Origin of the sequence: Reyranella soli, from assembly GCF_007992495.1 — a bacterium.
In the GTDB taxonomy this organism is placed as follows: domain Bacteria; phylum Pseudomonadota; class Alphaproteobacteria; order Reyranellales; family Reyranellaceae; genus Reyranella; species Reyranella soli.
This window is the reverse complement of record NZ_BKAJ01000088.1, coordinates 41,546-66,487: the sequence shown is the minus strand read 5'-3', so window position 1 is coordinate 66,487 and position 24,942 is coordinate 41,546. Positions and strand designations below refer to the sequence as shown.

General features: G+C 66.2%; 25 protein-coding genes. 12 read left to right on the top strand and 13 right to left on the bottom strand.

What is annotated here, in order from left to right; all coding sequences use genetic code 11:
• The 6 genes from RSO01_RS24990 to RSO01_RS24965 form a co-directional block, all read left to right on the top strand.
• A partial coding sequence (locus tag RSO01_RS24990) for an ABC transporter permease (RefSeq protein ID WP_246158767.1) occupies positions 1-976 on the top strand: 976 nt, incomplete at its 5' end.
• Complete coding sequence (locus RSO01_RS24985) at positions 976-1,881, top strand: ABC transporter permease (protein ID WP_147152504.1); 906 nt, start codon at positions 976-978, stop codon at positions 1,879-1,881. The genes RSO01_RS24990 and RSO01_RS24985, both read left to right, overlap by 1 nt.
• A 24-nt stretch (positions 1,882-1,905) precedes the next feature.
• Positions 1,906-3,600 (top strand): ABC transporter substrate-binding protein, encoded by a 1,695-nt coding sequence (locus RSO01_RS24980; RefSeq protein WP_147152502.1) that lies wholly within the window; start codon positions 1,906-1,908, stop codon positions 3,598-3,600.
• A gap of 79 nt (positions 3,601-3,679) precedes the next feature.
• Positions 3,680-4,666, top strand: a complete 987-nt coding sequence (locus tag RSO01_RS24975; protein WP_147152500.1) for an ABC transporter ATP-binding protein — start codon at positions 3,680-3,682, stop codon at positions 4,664-4,666.
• Positions 4,635-5,642, top strand: coding sequence for an ABC transporter ATP-binding protein (locus RSO01_RS24970; protein WP_246158764.1), 1,008 nt, complete (start codon positions 4,635-4,637; stop codon positions 5,640-5,642). The genes RSO01_RS24975 and RSO01_RS24970 overlap by 32 nt, the downstream gene beginning before the upstream one ends.
• A complete protein-coding gene (locus RSO01_RS24965; protein ID WP_147152496.1) occupies positions 5,639-6,334 on the top strand; it encodes an acid phosphatase in 696 nt (231 codons plus the stop codon). The genes RSO01_RS24970 and RSO01_RS24965 overlap by 4 nt, the downstream gene beginning before the upstream one ends.
• On the opposite strand, the gene RSO01_RS24960 is transcribed toward RSO01_RS24965, so the two are convergent.
• Positions 6,335-7,513: an acyl-CoA dehydrogenase family protein gene (locus RSO01_RS24960; RefSeq protein ID WP_246158761.1), complete on the bottom strand. Its 1,179-nt coding sequence runs from the start codon at positions 7,511-7,513 to the stop codon at positions 6,335-6,337.
• 125 nt (positions 7,514-7,638) lie between these two features.
• On the opposite strand from RSO01_RS24960, the gene RSO01_RS24955 reads away from it, so the two are divergent.
• Entirely contained in the window at positions 7,639-8,322 is a 684-nt protein-coding gene (locus RSO01_RS24955) for a hypothetical protein (RefSeq protein WP_147152494.1), read from the top strand.
• A 4-nt stretch (positions 8,323-8,326) separates the two neighbouring features.
• Here RSO01_RS24955 and RSO01_RS24950 read toward each other — a convergent pair whose 3' ends face one another.
• From RSO01_RS24950 to RSO01_RS24935, 4 genes are read right to left on the bottom strand one after another with little or no spacing between them, the layout of a single operon-like run.
• Positions 8,327-9,577 carry a flavin-dependent oxidoreductase gene (locus tag RSO01_RS24950; RefSeq protein WP_147152492.1) on the bottom strand — a complete coding sequence of 417 codons (1,251 nt, stop codon included), beginning with the start codon at positions 9,575-9,577 and terminating at the stop codon, positions 8,327-8,329.
• Positions 9,574-10,524, bottom strand: a complete 951-nt coding sequence (locus tag RSO01_RS24945) for a Bug family tripartite tricarboxylate transporter substrate binding protein (RefSeq protein ID WP_147152490.1) — start codon at positions 10,522-10,524, stop codon at positions 9,574-9,576. Before RSO01_RS24945 ends, RSO01_RS24950 begins: the two co-directional genes overlap by 4 nt.
• Before the next feature lie 43 nt (positions 10,525-10,567).
• Positions 10,568-10,963, bottom strand: coding sequence for a hypothetical protein (locus tag RSO01_RS24940; RefSeq protein WP_147152489.1), 396 nt, complete (start codon positions 10,961-10,963; stop codon positions 10,568-10,570).
• A 59-nt stretch (positions 10,964-11,022) separates the two neighbouring features.
• Positions 11,023-11,334: a hypothetical protein gene (locus tag RSO01_RS24935; protein ID WP_147152487.1), complete on the bottom strand. Its 312-nt coding sequence runs from the start codon at positions 11,332-11,334 to the stop codon at positions 11,023-11,025.
• Positions 11,335-11,468: 134 nt separating this feature from the next.
• Here RSO01_RS24935 and RSO01_RS24930 point away from each other — a divergent pair, with 134 nt between their 5' ends.
• The 4 genes from RSO01_RS24930 (at position 11,469) to RSO01_RS24910 (ending at position 15,707) form a co-directional block, all read left to right on the top strand.
• Positions 11,469-13,088, top strand: coding sequence for a YifB family Mg chelatase-like AAA ATPase (locus RSO01_RS24930; RefSeq protein WP_147152485.1), 1,620 nt, complete (start codon positions 11,469-11,471; stop codon positions 13,086-13,088).
• Positions 13,089-13,202: 114 nt separating this feature from the next.
• Positions 13,203-13,427 carry a hypothetical protein gene (locus RSO01_RS24925; RefSeq protein WP_147152483.1) on the top strand — a complete coding sequence of 75 codons (225 nt, stop codon included), beginning with the start codon at positions 13,203-13,205 and terminating at the stop codon, positions 13,425-13,427.
• Positions 13,428-13,771: 344 nt separating this feature from the next.
• Positions 13,772-14,983 carry an AGE family epimerase/isomerase gene (locus tag RSO01_RS24915; protein ID WP_147152481.1) on the top strand — a complete coding sequence of 404 codons (1,212 nt, stop codon included), beginning with the start codon at positions 13,772-13,774 and terminating at the stop codon, positions 14,981-14,983.
• Between the two features lie 142 nt (positions 14,984-15,125).
• A complete protein-coding gene (locus tag RSO01_RS24910) occupies positions 15,126-15,707 on the top strand; it encodes a TIGR00645 family protein (protein WP_147152479.1) in 582 nt (193 codons plus the stop codon).
• A 139-nt stretch (positions 15,708-15,846) separates the two neighbouring features.
• Here RSO01_RS24910 and RSO01_RS24905 read toward each other — a convergent pair whose 3' ends face one another.
• Positions 15,847-17,088: an amidohydrolase family protein gene (locus RSO01_RS24905; RefSeq protein WP_147152477.1), complete on the bottom strand. Its 1,242-nt coding sequence runs from the start codon at positions 17,086-17,088 to the stop codon at positions 15,847-15,849.
• A gap of 83 nt (positions 17,089-17,171) precedes the next feature.
• Here RSO01_RS24905 and RSO01_RS24900 point away from each other — a divergent pair, with 83 nt between their 5' ends.
• Positions 17,172-18,140, top strand: coding sequence for a Bug family tripartite tricarboxylate transporter substrate binding protein (locus RSO01_RS24900; RefSeq protein ID WP_147152475.1), 969 nt, complete (start codon positions 17,172-17,174; stop codon positions 18,138-18,140).
• On the opposite strand, the gene RSO01_RS24895 is transcribed toward RSO01_RS24900, so the two are convergent.
• From RSO01_RS24895 to RSO01_RS24865, 7 genes are all read right to left on the bottom strand, one after another.
• Positions 18,141-19,298 (bottom strand): aminotransferase class III-fold pyridoxal phosphate-dependent enzyme, encoded by a 1,158-nt coding sequence (locus RSO01_RS24895; RefSeq protein ID WP_147152515.1) that lies wholly within the window; start codon positions 19,296-19,298, stop codon positions 18,141-18,143.
• A 112-nt stretch (positions 19,299-19,410) separates the two neighbouring features.
• Positions 19,411-20,052 carry a LysE family translocator gene (locus RSO01_RS24890; RefSeq protein ID WP_147152473.1) on the bottom strand — a complete coding sequence of 214 codons (642 nt, stop codon included), beginning with the start codon at positions 20,050-20,052 and terminating at the stop codon, positions 19,411-19,413.
• A 154-nt stretch (positions 20,053-20,206) separates the two neighbouring features.
• The gene (locus RSO01_RS24885; protein ID WP_147152471.1) at positions 20,207-20,992 is read right to left on the bottom strand and encodes a bestrophin-like domain; all 786 of its coding nucleotides are present in this window, start codon (positions 20,990-20,992) and stop codon (positions 20,207-20,209) included.
• Positions 20,989-22,578 carry an FAD-binding oxidoreductase gene (locus tag RSO01_RS24880; protein ID WP_147152469.1) on the bottom strand — a complete coding sequence of 530 codons (1,590 nt, stop codon included), beginning with the start codon at positions 22,576-22,578 and terminating at the stop codon, positions 20,989-20,991. The genes RSO01_RS24885 and RSO01_RS24880 overlap by 4 nt, the downstream gene beginning before the upstream one ends.
• A gap of 23 nt (positions 22,579-22,601) precedes the next feature.
• Entirely contained in the window at positions 22,602-23,468 is an 867-nt protein-coding gene (locus RSO01_RS24875) for a TauD/TfdA dioxygenase family protein (RefSeq protein ID WP_147152467.1), read from the bottom strand.
• A 57-nt stretch (positions 23,469-23,525) separates the two neighbouring features.
• Positions 23,526-24,563 carry an alpha/beta hydrolase gene (locus RSO01_RS24870; protein ID WP_147152465.1) on the bottom strand — a complete coding sequence of 346 codons (1,038 nt, stop codon included), beginning with the start codon at positions 24,561-24,563 and terminating at the stop codon, positions 23,526-23,528.
• On the bottom strand, positions 24,560-24,931 hold the full coding sequence (locus RSO01_RS24865; protein ID WP_147152463.1) for a histidine triad nucleotide-binding protein: 372 nt from the start codon (positions 24,929-24,931) through the stop codon (positions 24,560-24,562). The genes RSO01_RS24870 and RSO01_RS24865 overlap by 4 nt, the downstream gene beginning before the upstream one ends.
• Positions 24,932-24,942 lie beyond the last annotated feature (11 nt).

Below are 24,942 nucleotides of genomic sequence, written 5' to 3'. Positions count from 1 at the left end.
CTCCACGAGGCCCCCTCTGATGCAGGCCTACATCATCCGCCGCCTGTTGGCGATGATCCCGACCTTGCTGTTCGCCAGCCTGATCGTGTTCATCACCGTGCGGCTGATCCCGGGCGACATCATCGACCTGATGTTGTCGTCCAACGACATCGGCGCCGACAAGAAGAGCCGCGCCCAGCTCGAGGCGGCGCTCGGCCTCGACCAGCCGATGTTCACGCAATACTTCCGGTGGCTGGGCGCCATCCTGTTCGAGGGCAGCCTGGGCAAGTCGCTGTGGCAGAACACGTCGGTGATGCAGGAGGTGCTGCATCGCCTGCCCATCACCTTCGAGCTCGGCATCATGGCGCTGGTCGTGGCGTTGCTGGTCGGCATCCCGATCGGCGTCTACTCCGCCGTGCGCCAGGACACGGTCGGCGACTACGTCACGCGCTCCTTCGCCATCCTGGCGCTGGCGCTGCCCGGCTTCTGGGTCGGCACCCTGGTGATGGTGTTCCCGTCGATTTGGTGGGGCTGGTCGCCCGAGGTGAAGTACATCTCCTTCACCCAGGATCCGCTCAGGAACCTCGCGCAGATGGCGATCCCGGCGCTGATCCTGGGCAAGGCCTTCTCGGCCGTCGTCATGCGCCTCACCCGCACCATGATGCTGGAGGTGATGCGCCAGGACTACATCCGCACCGCGCTCGCCAAGGGCCTGGCGACGCGCACCACCATCCTGCGCCACGCGCTACGCAACGCCCTGATCCCGGTCGTTACCCTGGTCGGCCTGCAGGCGCCGGTGCTGGTGGGCGGCGCTGTCATCATGGAGCAGATCTTCGTCATCCCCGGCATGGGCCTGCTGCTGCTCGAAGCGGTGAGCACGCGCGACTATCCCATCATCACCGGCGTGTTCCTGATCGTCGGCGTGGCCGTGGTGGTGATCAACCTGCTGGTCGATCTTAGCTACGGCCTGCTCGATCCCAAGGTGAGGTACCGCTGATGGTCGCGGTCGCCGAAACCGTCCGCCCGTCACCGCGGCGCCGCCGGCTTCCTGGCAGCGGCACGCTCGCCTTCATCGGCCGGCTGTTCCGCGACAAGCCGCTGGGCGCCTTCGGCTTCGTGATCTGCGTGCTGTTCCTGTTCGCCGGCATCTTCGCCGATGTCCTGGCGCCCTACGGCTACAACCAGATCAACCCCATCAACCGCCTGAAGCCGCCGTCTGAAAGATTCTGGCTGGGCACAGACAATCTCGGCCGCGACATGCTTTCGCGCTGCCTCTACGGCGCGCAGCTCTCGGTGATCATCGGGCTCTCGGCCGCGGCGCTCGCCACCGTGGTGTCGGTCCTGATCGGCATCGTCTCGGGCTATCTCGGCGGCAAGTTCGACATGATCATGCAGCGCTTCGTCGATGCCTGGATGAGCTTTCCCGACCTCATCATCCTGATCGTGGTGGTGTCGGTGGTGGGTCCGGGCATGGGCCCGGTGATCGTGCTTCTGGGCCTGCTCTACGGCATCGGCGGCAGTCGCATCATCCGCGGCGCCGTGCTGTCGGTGCGCGAGAACGCCTATGTCCATGCCGCGCAATCGACCGGTGCCTCGATGCCGCGCATCCTGTGGAGGCATATTCTTCCGAATGTCATGGCGCCGGTGATCGTGCTCTTCACCACGCGCGTCGGCGCGGTGATCCTGGCCGAATCGGGCCTGGCCTTCCTCGGGTTGGGCGTGCCGCCGCCGGCGCCGACCTGGGGCGGGATGCTGTCGGGCTCGGGCCGCTCCTACATGTACATGGCGCCGTGGTTGGCGCTGGCGCCCGGCCTCTGCATCACCATCGTGGTCTACGCCATCAACGTATTCGGCGACGCACTGCGCGACCTGTTGGATCCGCGCATGAGAGGGAGCCGATAAGAAACGGGGAAAGGGAGGAGTGACATGAGGACTTTGAAAGGAGCGTTGCTCGCCGGAGCCATGATGATGGCGGCGGGCGGGGTATCGGCGGAGAACGGCGAGAAGCCGCAGTACGGCGGCCAGCTCGAGATCGGGACGGTCTATGTGACGATCTCGGCGCTGTCGTGGGATCCGGCCGACTTCAACTGGAAGCTCAACCACGATACCGGCCTGTTCTACGAGCAGCTGTTCGCCGGCGACATGTCCAAGAGCAAGAAGGCGGGCGGGCCCTACAACTACATCCCCGACGCCTGGCTGCCGACCGATTCCATCCGCGGCGAGCTGATCGAGAGCTGGGAATGGAAGCAGGACCCGCTGCGCGTCGAGATGAAGGTGCGCAAGGGCGTCATGTATCCCGAGAAACCGGGCGTGATGAAGAAGCGCGAGTTCACCTCCGACGACATCCTCTTCACCTTCAACCGGCTGAAGAACAGCCCCAAGAAGCTGCTGGGCTACTTCGACCATGTCGACAAGGTCGAGACGCCGGACAGCCACACCATCGTCTTCTACATGAAGCACTACTTCGCCGAATGGGATTACCAGTTCGGCTGGGGCTACTACTCGGCGATCCACCCGAAGGAAGTGGCCGACGCCGGGGCCTCCAACTGGAAGAACGTCAACGGCACCGGGCCCTACATGCTGCAGGACTTCATCGCCGGCAACTCCAACGTCTATGTCAAGAACCCCGACTACTGGGACAAGGAGAAGATCGGCGGCCAGGAATACAAGCTGCCCTTCGTCGACAAGATCACCTATCGCACCATCAAGGACGAGGCGACCTACATCACGGCGCTGCGCACCGGCAAGCTCGACATGCTGGAGGCGATCCGCTGGCAGAACGTCGACTCGTTGAAGAAGAGCGCGCCGCAGCTGCAGTGGAACCGCTGGCTGAACCAGTCGGGCACCTTCATGGCGATGCGCGTCGATGTCGACGGGCCGTTCAAGGACATCCGCGTGCGTCGCGCGCTGAATTACGCCGTCAACAAGCAGGAGATCGTGCAGGCCTACTACAACGGCAACGCCGAGCTGTTCTCCTACCCGCAGCATCCCGACTATGTCGGCTACTTCGAGCCGCTCGATAAGCAGCCGGCTTCGGTGCAGGAGCTCTTCAAGTACGACCCGGCGAAGGCCAAGAAGCTGCTGGCCGAAGCCGGGTTCCCGAAGGGCTTCACCACCAAGGTGCAGGTCTGCTCATGCAATCCCGACCACATGGACCTGCTGCCGCTGGTGGCGGGTTATCTCGAGCAGGTCGGCGTGAAGCTGGAAATCCAGCCGATGGAGTACGGCGCCTTCCTGTCGGCGATGACCTCGCGGACCATGACGCCGGCCTACTTCATGAACAATGGCCATACCAACCCGATCACCACCATCCGCAAGAGCTTCGGCACCAAGCAGACGTGGAATCCCTCGGGCTGGTCGGATCCCGAGTACGACAAGAAGATCGAGGTGATCTATCGCGAGCCTGACGAGAGCAAACGGCAGGTGATGCTGCGCGAGCTCACCACCGAGATTTTGGACAAGGCGCCCTACATCTGGCTGCCGACGCCTTACTACTATGCGGCCTGGTGGCCGTGGGTGAAGAACTACGCCGGCGAGATGCGCGCCGGTGCGGTGCGGCCGGGCCCGATCTACGCCCGCATCTGGGTGGACCAGGAGCTGAAGAAGAAGATGGGATATTGATCATGCTCATGATCTTCCGGACCGCGCGCGTCCTCGCGCGCCTCATGAGCGCGCGAGACGCGCGCGGTCCGGAAGAGTCATGAGTCTACTCAGCGTCAGGAACCTTTCCACCGAGTTTCGGACCGAGCGCGGCGTCGTCAAGGCTGTCGACGACGTCTCGTTCGATCTGGCGGCCGGCGAGACGCTCGCCATCGTAGGCGAATCGGGCTCGGGCAAGAGCGTGACCGCGATGTCGATCCTGCGCCTGATCCCCAACCCGCCGGGCCGGATCTCGGCGGGCGAGGTGGTGTTCGACGGCAGGAACCTCCTGGAGATGTCGGACGCGGAGATCCGCGCGATCCGCGGCAACCGCATTGCCATGATCTTCCAGGAGCCGATGAGTTCGCTGAACCCGTCGCTGACGGTCGGCCTGCAGATCGCCGAGCCGATCAACCTGCATCGCAGGACACCGTGGGCCGCCGCCATGGACAAGGCCGCCGAGCTTCTGGCGCGCGTGCGACTGCCCGATGCCAAGAGCCGCGTGAAGGCCTATCCCCACCAGTTCTCCGGCGGCATGCGACAGCGCGCCATGATCGCCATGGCGCTCGCCTGCCAGCCCCAGCTCATCATCGCCGACGAGCCGACGACGGCCCTCGACGTCACCGTGCAGGCGCAGATCCTCGCCCTCCTGAAGGAGGTGACACGCGCGGCCAACTCCGCGCTCATTCTCATCACCCACGATCTCGGCGTGGTGGCGCGCTACGCCGATCGTGTCTGCGTCATGTACGGCGGCCGCATCGTCGAGGCAGGACCTGCGCGCGAGATCTACGCCCGGCCGCGCCATCCCTATACGATCGGCCTGATGGCCTCGGTACCACGGCTCGATCAGGAGGCGGGGAGCCGCCTGGTGCCGATCGAGGGCTCGCCGCCCAATCTCGCCAACCTGCCGCCGGGCTGTGCCTTCGCGCCGCGCTGCCGGCGCGCCGCCGACATCTGCCGCCAGCGCCCGATGCTGGTCAGGAGCACTCCCGATCATCTCTCGGCCTGCCATTTCCATGCCCAGCTCAGCGCCCATGTCGGTACCTGAGACCGTCCTTGAGGTGAGGGACCTGAAGGTCCATTTCCCCGTCATGGCGGGCGCCTTGGTGCGCAAGCAGGTCGGCAGCGTGAAGGCGGTCGATGGCGTGTCGTTCGACGTGCAACGCGGCGAGACCTTGGGCCTGGTGGGGGAGTCCGGATGTGGCAAGAGCACGACCGGGCTCGCCATCCTGAGGATGATCGACATCACTTCGGGCGAAGTGAAGTTCGAGGGCGAGGACATCTCGGCGTACGACCGGTCCCGCATGCGCCCGATCCGGCGGCGCATGCAGATGGTCTACCAGGACCCGTTCGGCTCGCTGAACCCGCGCATGAAGGTGTCGGAGATCGTCGGCGAGCCGCTCGAGGTGCATGGTCTCGCCTCCAATCGCGCCGCCTACGATACGCGTGTTGCCAGCCTTTTGGACATGGTGGGCCTGCTGCCCGACATGGCCGACCGCTATCCGCACGAGTTCTCCGGCGGCCAGCGCCAGAGGATCGGCATTGCCCGCGCCTTGGCGTTGGAGCCGTCGCTGATCATCTGCGATGAGCCGGTGTCGGCGCTCGACGTGTCGATCCAGGCCCAGGTCGTGAACCTGTTCCAGGAGCTGCAGGAGCGGTTGGGGCTCACCTACATCTTCATCGCCCACGACCTCGCCGTGGTGCGCCACATCAGCCATCGCATCGCCGTGATGTATCTCGGCCGCATCGTCGAGATCGCACCGCGCGGCGAGCTCTACGCCAAGCCCTTGCATCCCTATACGCAGGCCCTGCTGGCGGCGATCCCGATTCCCGATCCCGAGGTCGAGGCGACGCGGCCGCAGCAGATCATCATCGGTGAAGTGCCGTCGGCCATGCGCCCGCCGCCCGGCTGCCGGTTTCACACCCGCTGTCCCAGGGTGATGGACGTGTGCAAGAGCGTCGACCCGCCGATGCGCGACATGGGCGGTGGCCGCGCCGTCGCCTGTCATCTATACGAGGCATGATGCTACGCCGCCTTCTTCTCCTCGCCCTGCTCGCCGTACCGCTTGCGGCCTCGGCGCGCGAGCCAACCTACATCACCGCGCAGGAGCTCGACCTCGTGTCGATCCTGCCACCGCCCGTCGTCGCCGGCAGCGCGGCCGACCGCGAGCAGCTCGCGGTGGTGCTTCGGGCGCAACGCACGGCTTCGCCCGAGCGCATTGAGCAGGCCAGGCGCGACGCCGACGAATCGGTCGACACCATGTTCGCCGCCGTGCTGGGCAAGGCGCTGCCGGCGTCGGCCCTGCCGGCCACCACCCGGTTGTTTGCGCGGCTCGAGGACACGGAGGATGCCGTCGTCGCCCCGACCAAGACGGCCTTCAAGCGCGTGCGCCCCTATCTCAGCGATCCGGAGATCAAGGCGCTGGTCCGGCCATCCATCACGGGCTCCTACCCGTCGGGCCACACCACGCACATTACGGCGTCGTCCATCGTCATGGGCGACATCGTTCCGGAAAAGCGCGACGCGATCTGGGAGCGTGCGCACGACTATGCGTGGAGCCGCGTGATCGCCGGCATGCACTATCCCAACGATCTCGACGGCGGCCGCCTGACCGGCACCGCCATCGCCGTGGCGCTGCGGAACCGCCCCGAGTTCAAGGCCGACTTCGACGCAGCGAAGCGCGAGCTCAGGCAGTACCTCGGCCTCGCGCCTTAGTTACATCTTGCCTGAGACGATGCGCGCGCCGAGCGCCCAGCGATGGACCTCGGAGGGACCGTCGTAGATTCGGAACGCGCGCGTGTCGCGGAAGATGCGCTCGACCACGGTGTCGCGCGTCATGCCCATGCCGCCCAGGATCTGCATCGAGCGATCCGCGACTCGCGCGATCGCTTCGGAGCACACGACCTTGGACATCGAGCTCTCGTTCGAGGCGCGCTCGCCCTTATCGAGGAGCCAGGCGGTGTGCAGGATCGAGAGCCGCGCCTGGTGGATGTCCATGTGGTTGTCGGCCAGCATGAAGGAGACGCCCTCGTGCTCGCCCAGCGTCTTGCCGAAGGCGACGCGCGTGCGCGCATAGTCGGCGGCGATCTCCTGCGCGCGCACCGCCGAGCCCAGCCAGCGCATGCAGTGGCTGAGCCGCGCCGGCGCCAGGCGCACCTGGGCGTAGCGGAAGCCCTTGCCGACCTCGCCCAGCACGGCGTCGGCCGGCAGGCGCAGGTCCTTGATCTCGAGCACGGCATGGCCGCCGGTGAAGCTGGAATCGATCGTGTCCAGGGTGCGCTCGATCCTGATCGCAGGATCGGGCAGATCGGCCAGGAACAAGGTGGCATGGCCGTCCTGCGGGCCGCCGTCGACCTTGGCCATGATGATGACGAAGCCCGCGCCCTCGGCGCCGGTGATCAGCCATTTGCGGCCGTTGATCACCCATTCGTTGCCGTCGAGTCGCGCCGTGGCCTGCAGCATGCCGGGATCGGAGCCCGCGCCGCCCGGCTCGGTCATGGCGAAGCAGGAGCGGATCTTGCCCTCGGCCAACGGCTTCAGGAAGTGCGCGCGCTGATCGGGCCGCGCCACGACGTCCAAGAGATGGATGTTGCCCTCGTCGGGCGAGGCGCAGTGGATCGCTGTCGGCCCCAGAATGGAATAGCCCGCCGCCTCGAACACGAAGGCGCGCCCGACCTGGCTGAGGCCGACGCCGCCATACTCCTTGGGCACATGCGGCGCGAACACGCCGGCTGATCGCGCGAGATCGTTCATCTCCACGCGCAATTCGTCGGTCGGCCCATGCGGCGTCCAGCGCGGGTCCTTCTCGTACGGCACGATCCTGGTCTTGACGAAATCGGATACCCGTTGCGCAAGGTCGATCACCTCGGCCGGCGGGGCAAAGTTCAGGTCCACGATCACACACTCCCCTTTTGCGGGCGAATCTAGCAGGGGATGGCCCTGCAGAAACGCAGAGCTTGGCGAATCCTTTGCCTTGTCCCGTTCGTCTCTCCCTTGGTGAAAACCGAAAGGGGGCAGATATGAGGACGTTGGCGTTTGCGTTGATCCTGCTGTCGGCGGGCTCGGCGGCCATGGCCCAGGAGAAGAAGTACCCGCCGCTGAGCGACTACATGATGGAGCAGGGGGCGGAGATCGCCCTCGCCAGAAGCGCCGCGCCCGATAACGTCTCGGGGCCCGCCACGGTGAAGGTCCTGACCCCGCAGGGGTTCAAGGTCGCGGTCGAAGGCCAGAACGGCTTCGTTTGCCTGGTTTTGCGCGGCTGGGGTGCCCCCACCTACAGCCCGCCGCCTTTGCGCGACTATGTCTATGTCGCCGACCTGCGCGCGCCGATCTGCTTCGACCAGATCTCGTCCAGGACCATGATGCCGTACTACGAGCTGCGCCATACGCTCGGGATGCAGGGCAAGGGGCCCGACGAGATCGCCCGCGGCGTCGAGGCGGCCTACGCCAAGGGCGAGCTGCCCAACGTGACCACGGCCTCGATCGCCTACATGTTCTCGGCGGACCAGTATCTCGGACCGCACCTTGGCCATGGATTCATCTACCCGCATCTGATGCTGTTCCTGCCGTACTACGACAACGCCAGGCTGGGCGACAACGATCGGCGCAGCGGCCTGCCGTTCCTTTCGGACGACGCGGGAACGCCGTTCGCCGTGACCATCGTGCCGATGGACAAGTCGTTCGCGGTGAAAGCGAAGAAGTAGCGTTTTAGACGAAGCTCGACCGCGTCCGCAGCGACTCGCGGTCGAAGCCTGCCACCTTCTTGTAGCGATCGGAGATCGCCTGCAGCTCGGCCGGCGAGATCACGTCCTCGATGCGCTCGAAGCGCTGGCCGCCCGAGCGCTGCCAGACCTCGCGCAGGATCGTGTCGGGCGGATTGTTGCGGTTGGCCAGCACGACATTGGCGGTCGCGGGACCGCGCACCGCCTCGTATTGCTGGAGCGCCTGTTCCGTCGCACCGAGCTGCTTGATCTGTCCAGTGAGATACCGCGCATCGATGATCGACTGGCCCGCGCCGTTGGAGCCGCGCGGATACATCGGATGGGCAGCGTCGCCGAGAAGCGTGATGCGGCCGAAGGTCCAGCGCGGCAGCGGATCGCGATCGACCATGGGGTATTCCAGGATCTCCTCGGTGCTCTCGATCATGCCGCTGATGTCGAGCCAGTCGAATTTCAGCCCGGCGAAGGCCGGCATCATGTCGGAGAGCCGGCCGCGGCCGGTCCAGTCCTGGCGCACTGCTTCGGGCCGCTCGATCTCGGCCACCCAGTTGATCAGGGGCTTGCCATCGGTCTCGGGCGTGCCCGGCCGCACGGGATAGATCACCGTCTTGCCGACCGTCATCCAGCCGGTCGACACCATGGTGTCGCCGCTCAGGAACGCAGGCCAGCGCACCGCGCCGCGCCACATGTTGACGCCGGAGTATTTGGGCGGGCCCTGGTCGGGATAAAGCTGCCAGCGCAGGGCCGAATGGATGCCGTCGCAGCCGACCGCGACCTTGCCGCGCTGCGGCTCGGCCTTGTCGAAATGCAGGGTGACGCCCGCGCCGTCCTGCGCGGCGTTGAGGCATCGATGGTCGAGCCGAATGGCATCAGCGCCCAAGCGCTCGACTGCGGCGTCCAGAAGCACCTTGTGCAGATCGGCGCGATGAATCGACAGCTGCGGCCAGTCGTAGCCGGCATAGCGGCCGCGCGGCTCCTTGTAGATGAACTGGCCGTGCCGGCTGTAGAAGGCGAGCTCGCGCGTCTCGATCGCCAGCGCCGTCAGCGCGTCCTGCAGCCCAAGCTCGCAGAGCTCGCGCATGCCGTGCGGCAGGATGTTGATGCCGACGCCGAGCGGCTGGATGTCGGGCGCCGCCTCGAACACGCGGCACGAGATGCCGGCCTGGTGCAGGCTGAGCGCCAGCGTCAGCCCACCGATGCCGCCGCCGACGATCAGGACGTCGGATTCGCTGCTGGTCACTCCGGCTGAATCCCGCGCTTGGCCACGACATCGGCCCAGCGCGTCTTGTCGCGCGCCACGATCTCGCCCAGCGTCGCAGGCGTCGAGGTGGCGGGGATCAGCCCCTGTGCCTCGAACACGGCCTTGGCTTCGGACGAATTGAGAATGGCCGAGACCTCCTTGTTCAGCCGCTCGACCAGCTCAGGCGGCGTGCCTTTGGGGGCGAAGAAGCCGTACCACATGTCGACGTCGACGCCCTTCAATCCGCTCTCGGCCAGGGTCGGCACATCGGTTAGTTGCGGCAGGCGCTGCGGACTGCCGGCGGCGATCGCCTTCAGCTTGCCGGCGCGGATGTGCTGGGCCGAGACGTGCACGGGCAGGAACATGTAGCCGACCTGGCCGCCCAAAAGATCCTGCACGGCGCCCGCCGTGCCCTTGTAGGGCACATGCACCATCTCGATGCCGGCGGTGGTCTCGACCAGGGCCATCGACAGGTGATGCGGCGTGCCGACGCCGGGACTGCCGTAGGTCAGCGTCTTGGGCGAGGCCTTGGCCGCCGCGATCAGCTCGGCAAGCGTGCCGGGCTTCTGGCTGGGATGCGCCACCAGCACCAGCGAGCCCCAGGCCGTCAGGCCGATGGGCACGAAGTCGGCGACCGGATCGTAAGGCAGGTTCTTGTAGAGGCTGGCGTTCATCACCAGCGTGTTCACCGACGACATCAGCGTATGCCCGTCGGCCTTGGCGCGTGCCACCTGCTGGCTGCCGATGTTGCCCGAGGCGCCGGCGACGTTCTCGACCACCACGGGCTGGCCGAACTTCAAGCGCTCGGCCACGAAGCGGGCGATGATGTCGGGGCCGGTGCCGGGCGTGAACGGCACGACGAGCTTCACCGGCTGGTCAGGCCAGGCGAAAGCCGATGGAGCAACCATCAAGACGGCGGCAAACGGCAGGATCTGACGGCGACGCATGGGCCCATTGAAGCAGCCCGGGCGCCGCGCGTCGATATGGCGGCTACGAGGATTCGGCCGGGGCGGGCGGCACGCCGGCCACTCGCCGCAGGCCTTCGTCTGCCCTTGGATTGGACGTCATGATCTGCGGGCAACGTACGCAGGCGGCGCGTCCTTCCTGGCGATGCCAGCGGCAGGTCTTCCGGATGATGCAGGGCGGCAGGCCGTCGGTGACCTCCGGCATCATGTCGACGATGCGCCTGGCAAGGTTGCAGCGATGGTCGGCGAAGTGCACGCACTTCGCCTCTTCACAATGCGCGGAGAACCGGAAGACCTCCTCCGCTGGGACGGGCGCCGCATAGCCCAGGATCTCGGGCGTCGGCGCGACCGGCTCGCGCAGGTAGGTGAGCCGCGCCGGCCCCTCGCCCGAGAGGACGCCCAGGATCCGGGCGTCCGGCATGTCCGCCTGGGCGCTCGGGCAGCGAAGCGGCTCACGCGGAGGCTGCGCCGACACGACGGCTATCTCTCGAAGAGCGTGTCGACAGGAATGTCGGGAATGAAGCCCATGGTGATGTGGCCGTCATGGATGAGGGTCGCCGGCTTGCCGGTCTTGGCCAGCGGCAGTGTCTTGCCGAGATCGGTCGTGATCTTCTTGGCCATCGTCTTCAATTCCGCTTGCGACTTCCGCGCCAGCGGCCCGTCGCGAAGGATGAATCCCAGGATCCACGGGTAGACGGCGATGTTGACCTCGGCATTCGGGATTTTGTTCTTTTCGATCGCTTTGCTCACGGCTGCCCGAAGCTCTTTGGCGGAGATCGATTTCGCGGCCATCTCGTCCTCCTTGTCGTGAGTTGTATCTGGTCAATCAATACTCTCTTTAGGGGTATTCGGCAAAGCACAACTGATACGTGTTTTACATATTCTTTTATCGTTCTATAATTGTTCTGCACAAATCGGAGATGTATATGCAGGCAAAGGTGCGGACCGTGGCTTTCCAGGGCATCGATGTCCTGCCGGTCGACGTCCAGGTCCTGGTCGCGCCGGGCAATCTCGCCTTCGCCATGGTCGGCCTGGCCGACAAGGCGGTCGGCGAAAGCCGCGAGCGCGTGCGCGCCACCTTCCGCGCGCTTGGCCTTTCGCTGCCGCCGCAGCGCATCACCGTCAATCTATCGCCGGCCGACCTCACCAAGGAGGGCAGCCACTACGACCTGCCGATCGCGCTCGGCCTGCTGGCGGCGATGGGCGTGGTGCCGCGCGAAAGCATCGCGGGCTACGTCGTGCTGGGCGAGCTGGCGCTCGACGGCTCGCTCAGTCGCGTTCCCGGCGTGCTGCCGGCGGCGATCGCCGCCCGCGCGGCGGGGCGCGGCGTGATCTGCCCCGCGGTGTGCGGCGGCGAGGCCGCGTGGGGTGGCTTCGATGACGCAGATGCCGACCGGCCGCCGATCATCGCCGCGCCTTCTCTGCTCGCCCTGATCAATCACCTGCGCGGCCAGCAGAGACTGGCGGCGCCCGAGGCGCTGGTCGCCGACGATCGCGCGACCTACCCCGACCTCGCCGAGATCAAGGGCCAGGAGAGCGCCAAGCGCGTGCTCGAGGTGGCGGCGGCGGGCGGCCACAACCTGTTGATGATCGGCCCGCCCGGCTCGGGCAAGTCGATGCTGGCGTCGCGCCTGCCCGGCATCCTGCCGCCTCTTGAAGCGGAGGAGGCGCTGGAGGCCTCGATGGTGCGCTCGCTGGCGGGCGATCTCGGCGAAGGCAAGCTCAGCCGCCGCCGTACCTTTCGCGATCCGCATCATTCGGCGACCCTGCAGGCGCTGGTCGGCGGCGGCCATCGCGCGCGGCCCGGCGAAGTCTCGCTCGCTCATCACGGCGTGCTGTTCCTCGACGAGTTGCCCGAGTTCAACCGCGCCACGCTGGAGGCGCTGCGCCAACCGCTGGAATCGGGCCGTGTCACCGTGGCGCGTGCCAACGCCCACGTCACCTATCCGGCACGCTTCCAGCTCGTGGCGGCGATGAACCCCTGCCGCTGTGGCCATCTGATGGAGCCGACGCGCGCGTGCGGCCGCGCCCCGCGCTGCGGGCTCGACTACCAGGGCAAGCTCTCGGGCCCGCTGCTGGATCGCATCGACCTCTGCATCGACGTGCCACCGGTCGCGGCCGCCGACCTCGCCCTGCCGCCACCGTCGGAGACATCGGCCGATGTCGCCGCGCGCGTCGCGGCGGCGCGCGCCGTCCAGCGCGAGCGACTGGAGGAGTTCGACCGCAAAGGCAAGCTTCCGGCCGTCGAGGCCGACGAGACGGCGGGCCTTCTCGCCGACCGCGTCCGCAACTGGTCCAAGCCGCGCTGCAACGCCGACACCGACGGCGCCGTGCTGGCCGCCGTCGCCGAGCCCGACGCCGAAGGCCGCGCGCTTCTCACCCGCGCCGCCGAGCGGCTCGGCCTGTCGGCGCGGGCTTGGCATCGCACCCTGCGCGTGGCCCGCACGCTGGCTGATCTCGACGGCTCCGACGCGGTGCGGCGCCTGCATATCGCGGAGGCCCTGAGCTATCGCCGCCCCCAGCCACGCGCGGCGCTGGCAGCGTAGGCCAATGATCCTAAGCTTCAGGAAACACTTGCGACGACCACGATGACTTTCGACAAATTGGCTTATGTTGACCGGCTCACGGCGGCGGGCTTCAACGAGCCTCGGGCGCGCGCCTTGGCCGACGGGCTCGATCAGGCGTTGCGAGAGGAAGTGGCCACCCAGAGCGATATCGGCCCCCTGAAGAGCGATATCGCGTCGATCAAGGGCGACCTTCTGGTTTTCAAGAGCGAGTTGCTGGCCGCGATGAAGGCCAACAAGATCGACTTGCTGAAATGGATCACCATGCTGATCGTCGGCCAGACCGCTCTCTTTGCGGCGCTTGAGCTTCTTCGCTGGTAGACTGGCTCCATCGCACCCTGCGCGTGGCGCGGACGCTTGCCGATCCCGACGCGGAACGACGACTGCACATCGCCCAGGCGCTCAGCCATCGCCGTTCCCAGCCACGCGCAGTGCTGGCGGCGTGAGCGTCGGCCGCAACTGAGGCCATTGCCCTGGAGTCTTTCAACTTCCCGCTGTACTAGGGGAGGTCAGGCGACGGCTTCTCGAGCTGTCCATCATTCGATGGGGAAAGATTCTGTTTTCTTCTGATTCCGGACATCATCGCCTTCCTGGTGATCAAGTCGGTCGGGCCGAAACCTCAGTCGAGCGACGCAGTGGCTCGCAGAACTTGAGCGGGTGAAACAATGAGCTTGAATTTTACCCCGCATCAAGTCGATCAGGCGCGTAAGTTTGTGAATTACACGTTCAGGACGATGGCCCGGCTATGCGCGACTTACGGCTGGAACGACTCTTGTGGCCAGAGCGTGGAGCGGTTGCAAGCCGACCTGACACCTGCGTCGCTTGGATATCGCCGAGGAATGGTTGTCGGGCGACAGTTGTTCTTCTTCTCGCATGCCTATCGCCTGACAGCGGAGCCTCTCTATCGGAACTGCGCCACTCGCTTGTTCGAGGACTTAACAACCAATTTCTGGGATGAGGATAACGGGGGCTGGTACTTCAGCCTGGCCGTTGACAACAGTCCTTCCGATACGACCAAGGATCTGTATGGCCACGCCTTCATCATGTTTGGTTTGGCGCACTACCTTGCGATCTTTGGTGACGACAAGGCCCTGCCATGGATTGGCCGAACGAACGAGATCGTTTCAAATCGCTTTGCCCTGCCGGGCGGCTGGTTCGCGCCGGCAACAACGCGAGACTGGACCCTTCTCGGCAGGAATCTCGAGCAAAATCCGCACATGCACTTACTGGAGGCCTATCTCTCCATATACAAGACCACGAAGGACGATGCGTTCCTGAGTTGCGCCACACGGATGATGTCCATCTATACGGAAATGCTCAGAACATCCGATCGCAGCAAGGTTCTCGAACATCTCGACGAAAAGGCCAAAGCATCCGGCGAAAAGGGAAAGCTCATCGAACCCGGCCATCTTTACGAGTGGTATTGGCTGGTCAGCGAGTACGCCGACATAGCGGAGTTGCCTGCCTTCAAGTCAGCCTGCGCTCCGATCATGGAATGGGCCGATCGCCGGTGCCTGGATGTCGACGCGGGCGGCATCTTCGATATGGTCGACACATCCGGCAATATCGTCAGCTCTCGAAAGCGCATTTGGCCGGTGACGGAACAGATAAAGGCGCTCACGACGCTGGTTCGAGACACGCCGACCGAACGCGCACGCGAAGCGCTGGTTGGAGCGATAACGTTCATCCTTGAAAAGTACTGCGGCTCCAACGGCTCCTGGCATGAATATCTGAACAAGAATCTCGAGCCGGATTGCGACTTCATGCCCCTCAGCACGCCTTATCACGTCGGCATGGCCGCGCTCGAAGTAGAGCGACTGTTCGGCGGGCCGGGTGGCTTTGGGATGAGGAACACCAAGTCGCCCGATTTTCCGTAATTCGTCAGCGGCAAGCCGAAACGCCCTGCGACGTTGTTATCCGCGAAATCCACAGAATCGTAACTTGGGTTCTGCGTCGGCCTCGGCATAAGACTTCACAGGGACTGCGACCGCGGTCCCGGTCTCATTTCACAGGTCCTCCATGACGACTGTTGCCCAAGCCGACAACGGCCGCGATCCGCGCGGCCTGCGCCCGATCCCGCGGTTCATCTTCGCCTCGCGCTGGCTGCAGCTGCCGCTCTACCTCGGCCTGATCGTCGCCCAGATGGTCTATGTCTACCTGTTCCTCAAGGAACTGATCCATCTCGTCATGGAAAGCCCCGGCGTCACCGAGCAGCAGGCCATGCTGATCGTGCTGGGCCTGATCGACGTGGTGATGATCTCCAACCTGCTGATCATGGTGATCGTCGGCGGCTACGAGACCTTCGTGTCGCGCATGGAGCTCAACAAGCACCCCGACCAGCCGGAATGGCTGAGCCACGTCAATGCCAGCGTGCTCAAGATCAAGCTCGCCATGGCCATCATCGGCATCTCGTCGATCCATCTGCTGCGGACCTTCATCGAGGCCGGCCAGCTCGGCAGGCCCAACGCGGCCCTCACCGAGGCGGGCATCATGTGGCAGTCGATCATCCACGGCCTGTTCATCCTGTCGGCCATCGGCATCGCCATCGTCGACTGGATCTCGCAGCAGACCGGTGCGGCGCCCAAGGGCGGGCATCACTGAGCCCCTACCTTTCATGCTCCTCTCCCCCGCTAGGGGGAGAGGCTAGGTGAGGGGGCTGCGAAGGCTGTCAGTAACCCCCTCACCCAACCTCTCCCCCTAGCTGGGGAGAGGAGCATGAAGGGCGTGTCGACGCTCTCGACTAAGGCCGATGCAGCCGCACAGGCTCGCGCGTCACCGTGCGGCGGCCGCGCTTGTAGGCCATCAGCACCGGCGCCACCGTGCGCAGCGCTGTCACCGGATCGGGCGCGTCGAGGACGACGAGGTCGGCCGGTGCGCCGACGGCGATGCCGTAGTCCTTCAGGCCCATCAGGCGCGCGGCGGATGAGGTCGTCATGTCCCAGGCGGCGCGCACCTCGGCGTCGGTGCCACGCTGGGTGACGATCGCCTGCATATTGACCTGCCGCAGCAACTGGCCGTCGCCGAAGGGTGTGAAGGGATTGAGGATGTTGTTGGAGGCAACGGAGCAAAGCACGCCCTGCTCGGTGAGCCGGTTGGCGTCGACGACGTTACGAGGCACGTTGTGGTCGGTGTGCCGACCGCCGAGATAGAGGTCGGTCGCCGTCAGCACCGTGAGCGCGACGCCGGCGTCGGCCATGCGCTTGGCCACCTTGTCCATGTTGGGCTGGGGCATCGATGCCAGCTTCGACACGTGCCCGATGGCGACCCGGCCGCCCCAGCCGTATTTTTCTGTGAGCTCGCACACCAGCAGCGTGTCGAGCTCTTCGGCCGAAGCGCCGCTGTCCAGATGCATATCGATATCGACGTCGAACTCGCGCGCCATCTCGAAGACACGGCGGATCTGCGCCGGACGGTCGGTGTCGTAGTTCGGCGCCGCACCCACGACGGTCGCGCCGTTCTTGAGGGCGGCCACCATGAGCTCGTCGGTGCCGGGGTTGTTGGTCAATCCCTCCTGCGGCATGACGCAGATCTCGAGGTCGATCGCCCACTTGTAGCGGTCGATCAGGGCCTTCACGCCTTCCAGGCCGCGCAATCCGACCTTGGGATCGACCTCGACATGGGTGCGCATGCGCGTGGCGCCGTGCGAGATGCACTTCTCGAGCGTCCCGCCCGCCCGTTCGGTGACGTCCTCGACGGTAAAGGTGTGCTTGACGGCAGACGTCCGCTCCATCGCCAGGTGCGGAAAGCGCTTCTTCTCGTGCTCGCAACGGCCGAGGATGCAGGACTTGTCGAGATGGATGTGCGTCTCGACGAAGCCCGAGCAGACCAGCCGATTGCCGGCTTGCGCCTGCTCCCTGGCGGTGCCGGAAAGCCCGGAGCCGATGGCGGCGATGCGGCCGTCCTTCACACCGATGTCGACCGCCGGCTGGTCCGGCTTGCTGTCGGGAAGGCGCGCGTCGCGTAGCACAAGGTCGAAATCCATCACCGGCTCTCTTTGCTGTTGGCTGATGCCCGGCATGCATGTTGCAGTATGCATCCTGGCTTTCATAGTCTGGAGGATCGGCCATGCTTTCCCGCCGGCGCTTCGCCGTTCTCTCCGCGCTCGCGGCGCCTGCCATCGCTTCCGCGCAGACGCCGTGGCCATCGAAACCGATCCGTTGGATCGTCAACTTTCCGCCGGCGGGCGCTGCCGACATTCTCTCTCGCACACTGGCCGAGTATTTCGGCACTCGGCTCGGCCAACCGATCATCGTCGAAAACAAGCCCGGCGCCGGCGGCCTGCTGGGCGCCGACATGGTCGCCAAGGCAAAGGGCGATGCGCATGTCGTCATGATGTCGAGCGCTGCGTCACACGGCATCGGACCCGTCCTCTACAAGGACGTGCCCTACGATCCGCTGGCCGACTTCACCCATATCCATCTGGTCGGCACCTTTCCCAGCGTGCTCGCCGTCAACGGCGGCTCGGGCGTCTCTACCGTCCAGCAGCTCGTCGCGTTGGCCAAGAGCAGGCCCGGCGAGATCACCTACGGCTCGGGCGGCAATGGCACGATGAACCATCTCGTCGGCCAGCTGCTGGCGCGCTCGGCCGACATGCCGTTCACCCACATTCCCTATCGCGGCTCGGCACCGGCGATGAACGACCTCATGGGCGGCCAGATCGTGGCGCTGATGGAAAGCCTGCCGACGGCCATCGGTTACTTCAACTCGGGCCGCATGCGTCCGCTCGCCGTCAGCGAAGACGAGCGCTCGCCGTCCTTGCCCGACATTCCGACCTTCCGTGAAGCGGGCTACCCGGATGTCGTCGCCACCAACTGGTTCGGCTTCTCGGCGGCGGCCGGCATTCCGTCAGCGATCGCCAAGCGCTGGGAAACCGAGATCGCGACGGCATTGCAGAGCGCCCAGGTGAAGGAGGCGTTCGCCAAGATCGGCGTCCGTCCCGGCACGCTCGGCGCGGTGGGCTACACCGATCTCATCAAGAGCGAGCTCGTCCGCTGGAAGGGCGTCATCCAGGCCGCCAACATCCGCGCGGACTGATCATCGCGCAGCGACGACGTCGAAGGCGGCCTTCGTCGCCTCGAGGGCAAAGTCGATGTCGGCCTCGGTGTGCGCCGTCGACAGGAACATGTTGTGCCGGGGATGCAGGTAGACGCCGCGCTTCAGTGCCTCGCGCGTGAACAGGTCGCCCTTGGCGAAGTCGGCATCGTCGTCGAACAACAGCGTCGGCATCTGCGGCGGCCCGCTCTGGCGCACGCCGATACCGACGGCGGCGGCCTGCGCTGCGATGCCGTCGCGCAGCCGCTGGCCCATCGCGCGCATGCGCGCCGGGCCATCGTTGCGTTCAAGCTCGTCGAGAGTCGCTACAGCCGCGGCCATGGATACGGCGCTGCACCAGAACGATCCGGTCACGAAGATCTTCGAGGCAGCGTCGCGATAGCGATCGTTGCCGGTCACCGCCGCCAGCGCGTGGCCGTTGGCGATCGCCTTGCTCCAGGCGCTGAGATCGGGTTGGACGCCGACGAGGTCCCAGCTGCCGCGCAAGGTCATGCGGAAGCCGGCCCGGACGTCGTCGACGATGAGGGCGGCATTGGTCGCGTCGCACAGTTCGCGGACCCGGCGGGTGAACAGCGGATCGGGAAGCTCCTGATCGAAGCCGTAATCGTGCCGGAAGGCCGACACCAGGATGCCGGCGAGGTCGTCACCGGCGCGCTGGACGGCCGTCTCGAGGCTGGCGACATCGTTGTACGTGAAGGTCAGCAGGTGGGTGCGGTCCTCGGCGGTGACGCCGAGCGGGTTGGGCGTGCACCACGGAATGGCGCCGTGATAGGCGCCCTGCGCGACCAGGATCTTGCGTCGCCCGCTCGCCGCCCGCGCCAGGGTCACGCAGGTCGTGGTGGCGTCGGTTCCGTTCTTGGAGAACATCGCCCAGTCGGCGTGGGGAAGCAGCCGTACCAGGCGCTCGGCCAGCTCGACCAGGCGTTCCGACGGGCCGTTGAGGCAGTCGCCGGCCGCCATCTGGCGCTGCACCGCCTCGGTGACCGCGGGATGGTGGTGGCCGAGCACGATCGGGCCCCAGCTGCACATGAAGTCGACGTAGCGCCGGCCGTTGACGTCCCACAGGTGGCAGCCGTCGCCCCGTTCGAAGAACTGCGGATAGCCTTCGGGCAGCCGGTTGGCGTTCAGATGGCCGAACATGCCACCGGGAATGACTCGCGCGGCCCGCGCCCGCAGCTTCTGGTCTGGCGTCTCTGCCTGCACCGCTCCACTCCACAATCGACAAAAGGAATGACGGTGCAGGGATATACGCTCAACGGTCTTCGCTGGCGAGCTTTACGCCCAGACTGATCAGGGTCACGCCGGTGATGCCGTCGAGCGTGCGGCGAACGCGCGGCCGGCGCAATGCATCGCGCATGCGCGCGGTTGCGAGCGCGTAGCCCGTCAGCCACACGAGCGTCATGGCGCTGAACAGCAGGCCCAGTGCCGCGAGGCTGACGAAGTCCGTCGCGCCCGCGGGGGCGAACTGCGGCAGCATCGACGAAAAGAAGGCCGCGATCTTGGGATTGCTGAGGTCGCTCACCACACCCTGCACGTAGGCCTGCCGTGGCCGCAATCCGCGCGCCGGCGACTGCGCGATCGCCTGCTGGAGTGCGCCGGGGCCGAAGGCGGCGCGCAGCGACTGCACGCCCAGCCACACGAGATAGGCCGCGCCGACATATTTGACGGCAAGGAACAGCGGCTCGGAGGCGATCAGCAGGGCAACCAGCCCGGCCGAGGTGGCCAACGCCCAGATGGCGAGACCGGTAGAGACGCCGAGCGCCGTTGCGAGGCCAGCCGAACGGCCGCCCAGCAGCGCGTTGCGGATGGTCATGGCGGTATCGGGTCCTGGCGTGCAGATCACCAGCGCCGCAATGCCCACGAACGCGATCAGTGGTCCGGTCAGGTACTCCATTGTCTGCTCCGCTCGTTGTTACCGGAGCGCGGACCTCCAGGTCCGCCTCATAATTCTTCCGGACCGCGCGCATCCTGCGCGCTCATGAAGCATGAGCGAGCTGGAAGCTCGCGGTCCGGAAGAATTATGAGCATGACGCTCCGCTTAAAAAGCTTCAACCGCCCTTGCGGTTCTCCATGATGGCAATCGTCTGCACGATGGCGCCTGGATCGACGGCGGATCGTCCCTTGAACGGCTGGTCCATGACGAACACGAAGCCGATGAAGGTGCCCAGCACGGCCATCTGGCAGCCCAGGATGATGGAGCGGAAGCGTGTCCGCTCGATGTTGCTGCTGACGAACAGCAGGATCAGGAAGGCAAAGCCGATGACTTCCCAGAAGATCGCCGACAGCGACACGCCCACGGCGTTCAGCCGCGAATCGCGCGTCTCGGCCACCATGTCGAACGAACGCAGGATCTCGGCATAGATGGTGACCTGCCGTCCCTGCGACGGCTCGAGGGCCAGGATGCCGCGCGAGACGCGGCTGAAGGCCTCCTGTGTCTTGTCGCTGCCGTCGCCGCCCGCCAGCAGAGGCCACTCGTCGCCGACGATCGACTGCGCATAGGCGATGAGAGGAGGGCGGACCTGGTCCGCCGTTTCGTGACCGTAGCGCACCAGCAGGCGATCGAGGCGGTTGATGTTGGAGGCCTCCGTCGAGACCAGCGTGTCGACCTTGCGGAAGTTGGCTTCGGCCTCGACCAGGGTGAAGGCGATCACGAAGCTCGTGGCCGTGAACAAGGTGGTCTGCAGCCGGAGCACGAAGTCGGTGTTCTCGGCACTGGGACTCAGCCAGGGGATACGATGGGTCAGCCGCGGCAGGACCGTGATCACTCCGGCCATGAAGGCAGCGCAGGCCATCAGCAGAAGCCAGTCGGGGAGGGAGTAGAGCCAGTCGATCACGGGTCGATCAGCACACCGGGATTCATCAGGCCCTTGGGATCGAGCTCGCGCTTGGCGCCGCGCAAGGCCTTGGCGAACAGCTCGGGCCGCTGCCTGTCGTAGAACGGCCGATGGAAGCGGCCGACCGCGTGATGATGCGTGGTCGTGCCGCCATGCTCGACGGTGGCCGCGGTGCAGGTCGACAGCACCTCCATGAACTGATCGAGCGCCACGCGCTTGTCCAGGATGCCGCCGAAGGTGAAGTAGAGGCAGGGCCCGTCGGGATAGACGTGGGTGAAGCGGCAGGTGACGGTGCCGTCGCGGCCGGTCACCCGCTTGATCGTGTCCTGGGTGATCTTCGTGATCTTCCGATGGAAGTCGGGCACGCGTTCCCAGGTCATCGCCGTCTCGAAGGTCGAGGACAGGATGCCGCGCGCCACCGCATGCTCGCCGTAGTGCGGCGCGCGGATGAACTTGTTGCGCCAGGCGCCGGCGGCGCCCGAGCGATGGGCGTTCTCGTCGTCGGCACCGGCGTCGGGCACGCCGCCGTGGCCGGTGCAGATCTCCAGCGCCAGCTTCATCCAGGCATCGAGCGGATGGTCGGCAGACTCGAAAGCCAGCACCAGCACGGCCTCCTCGCTGCTCCATGGGATGTTGGGCAACGCCTCGCGCGCTTCCAGCAGGCGGCAGTTGGCCGGATAGAGCCCCGCCTGGGTGATCTCGCGCACCGCGTCGGCGCCGTCGAAGAAGGTCTTGAACCGCACCGAGGCCGAAGCGCGGAAGGTCGGCTTCTTGCGCAGCCGCACCCAGGCTTCGGTGATGATGCCTAAAATGCCCTCGGAGCCCAGGAACAGGCGGTCGGGGCTGGGGCCGGCGCCGGAGCCCGGCAGGCGGCGCGTCTCCAGCGTTCCGGCCGGAGTCACCACGCGGGTGCTTTCGACGAAGTCGTCGATGTGGGTGTAGAGCGTGGCGTAATGGCCGCCCGAGCGCGTGGCGATCCAGCCGCCCAGGGTCGAACAGCGATAGGCCTGCATGTAGTGGCGCATGGTGAAGGGGCTGTCGCGCAGCTGGTCCTCGATGGCGGGCCCGTAGATGCCGCCCTGGATGCGCGCGGCGTGGCTCACCGCATCGACCTCCAGCACCTTGTCCATGTGGCGCGTCGAGATCGTCACCACCTTGTCGAAGGCAGCGGCGGGTTCGATGCCCTTCACGACCGACGAGCCGCCGCCGTAAGGGATCGCCTTGGCACCAATCTTGTCGCACCAGTCGAGCAGGCGCACGACGTCCTGCTCGTTCTCGGGGAAGGCCACGGCGTCAGGCGGGTTGGGAACCGAGCGCATGAACATGCGAAGCGTGTCGAAGCCCGCCTTGCCGTAGCTGTGCTCCAGCCGTGTCAGGTGATCGGTGCGCACGATGTCCTTCAGCGCGTCGGGCACGACCACGCGCGGGGCGCGCAAAGTGATCTCTTCCGGCCTGGGTGGCGGCGTGACGTCGAAGCCGTTGAGGCCGTAGCGCTCGGCGATCTCGGCCTCCCAGGGCTTGATCTCTTCCGGCGTCAGGTCCTCGTCGGCATAGCCCCAGGCATAGAACTTCTTCTGCCGCCGCATGTTTCCTCCGATTTGTTGTTGGTTCAGGCCGCGAAGGCCACGGGCCTCGTCGTGCCCTTGATCTGGGTGCGGTGCATGATGCGCCGCGCCGTGCCGTCGAACGGATCGCGCCGATGCATGGTCGAGCGGTTGTCCCACATCACCAGGTCGCCGAGCTTCCAGACATGCTGGTAGATGAAGCGGGCCTCGGTGGCATGCGCCCACAGCGCCTCCAGCAAGGCGTCGGAGTCCTCGCGCGAATAGCCCTCGATATACGAATTGCGCCGCCGCCCGAGATAGAGCGTGGCGCGGCCGTTACCGGGATGGCGCAAAATCGCCGGATGCCAGGCGCCGGGTGCCGCCATGGGATCGTCGGTCGGCGTCACGCCCTTGCGCAGGTAGCCGCCCGAATTGTAGGTGCCGTCGTGCTTGACGCGCCGGCCCTCGATCCGCTTCGCCAGGTCGGCTGGCAGCGCCGCGCAGGCCGCCTGCATGCCGCAGAACCAGGTGTTGCCGCCGTTTTCCGGGATCTCCAGCGAATAGAGCATGGAGGCGTCGGGCGGCGTGTCGAGATAGCTCATGTCGGTGTGCCACACCGCCTCGCCGGCGCCGAGCGCGCCGATCGGATCGCCCTGGGCGTCGAGCACGTTGGAGACGACGTACACGTCGGGATAGCCGGGCGGGCTGATGCGGCCGCGCTCCTGGTTGGGCGGCGGATCGAGCTCACCGAAGCGGCGGCTGAAAGCCAGAAGGTCGTCGTCGCTGAGCTGCTGGCCGCGCAGCAGGATCATGGAATGCTGGGTCCAGGCCCGCTCGATCATCGCGAAGTCCTGATCACTCAGGCGCCGCAGATCGACGCCGGAGATCTCCGCGCCCACCGCCTCGCACACCGGACGCACCGTCACGGCCATGTCGCTTCTCCTTTCGGGCGATGATCGACCCGCCGCAGCGCCCGATCAAGCACCCCCTCACGCGCCGAGCAGCTGCTTCATCCAGCTCGTGAGCTTGGCCGCGACGGCCGGTGCGATCGGGCCGCCGAAGCCGGTGTCGGTCGGCCATTGCACCAGCTTGAGATTGTGGCTGGCGGCGGGAACGACCATCGCTTCGCCGGGCGCATCGCGCTTTCCCAGCGAGTCGATCAGAGGCTGGATGTCTTCCATCGGCACGACCTGGCGGTCGGCCGCACCCTGCAGCAGCAGGCAGGGCAGGCGCGAGGCGGCGAGCGCCTGCGCCGGGTCGAAGGCCAGCAGGCGCTGCAGGAACGGTCCGGCATAGGGCGGGAACAACGCTTCCAGCTCCCGCGGCAGGTCCGACGGGACATGCCCCGTGGCCGCGATGGCCTTGATCGCGCGATCGACCGGCGCCAGCAGATTGGGTGCGCCGCGCTCGATCTGCGCGCGCAGGATATCGGCGAGCTTCCTGCCGGGCGTGGCGAGAAGCACCATGCCATGCGGCGGGTTCCTGGTGATGGCCGGCGCCGCCGCCAGCACCAGGAGACCGCCTTCGCTGTGCCCCAGCAGGGCGGTGGCGTAGGACTTGATCTCGTCGTGCCTCACCAGCTCGGCCTGGGCGGCGACGACATCGCCGACGAAATTGTCCCAGGAGAAGAAGCGCTCCAGCTCGGCCAGCGAGCCATGCGGCTTCTGCGTCGAGGCGCCGATGCCGCGCTTGTCGTAGCGCAGGCTGGCGATACCCGCTTCGGCCAGAAGTTCGGCGACCTGCTTCAAAAGATCGATGCGCTCGGGCACCAGCGTGTTGTTGCCGTTGCGGTCGGTCGGGCCGCTGCCCGAGACCAGCACGACGCCCGGCACCTTCTCGAGCTCGCTCCAGATCGGCAACAGCAGGGTGCCGACAAGCTCGGCGCCTTCGCTGCCGGTGAAGCGCACGGCGCGCTGCTTGGTGCCCTTGGCATAGAAGCGCGGCCGCGCCGGCTGCGCCCCAACCCCCACAGGCGCTGCAAGCGGCGCGAGGGCCGCCAACGCCAGCAGCGCCCGGCGGGCGATCATTCGTGGACGCGGCCGAAGCGTGGTCGCTGATTCCGGCCGCTCACGATATGGACGTGGAAATGGAATACGATCTGGCCGCCATTGGCGCCGTTGTTGGCGACCAGGCGATAGCCGTCCTGCTCCAACCCGAGCTGGCGCGCCACCGTGCCGACGGCGCGCCAGAAGCCGGCCAGAGTCTCGGTCGGCGCATTCGCGCTGAAATCCATGTTCGAGACGTACTCGCCCTTGGGGATCACCAGCACATGGACCGGCGCCTGCGGGTTGATGTCGTGGAAGGCGAGCGCGTGATCGTCCTCGTAGACCTTCTTGCAGGGCAGTTCGCCGCGCAGGATGCGCGCGAAGATGTTGTTGCGGTCGTAGTCGGCCATGCCCCCGGTTT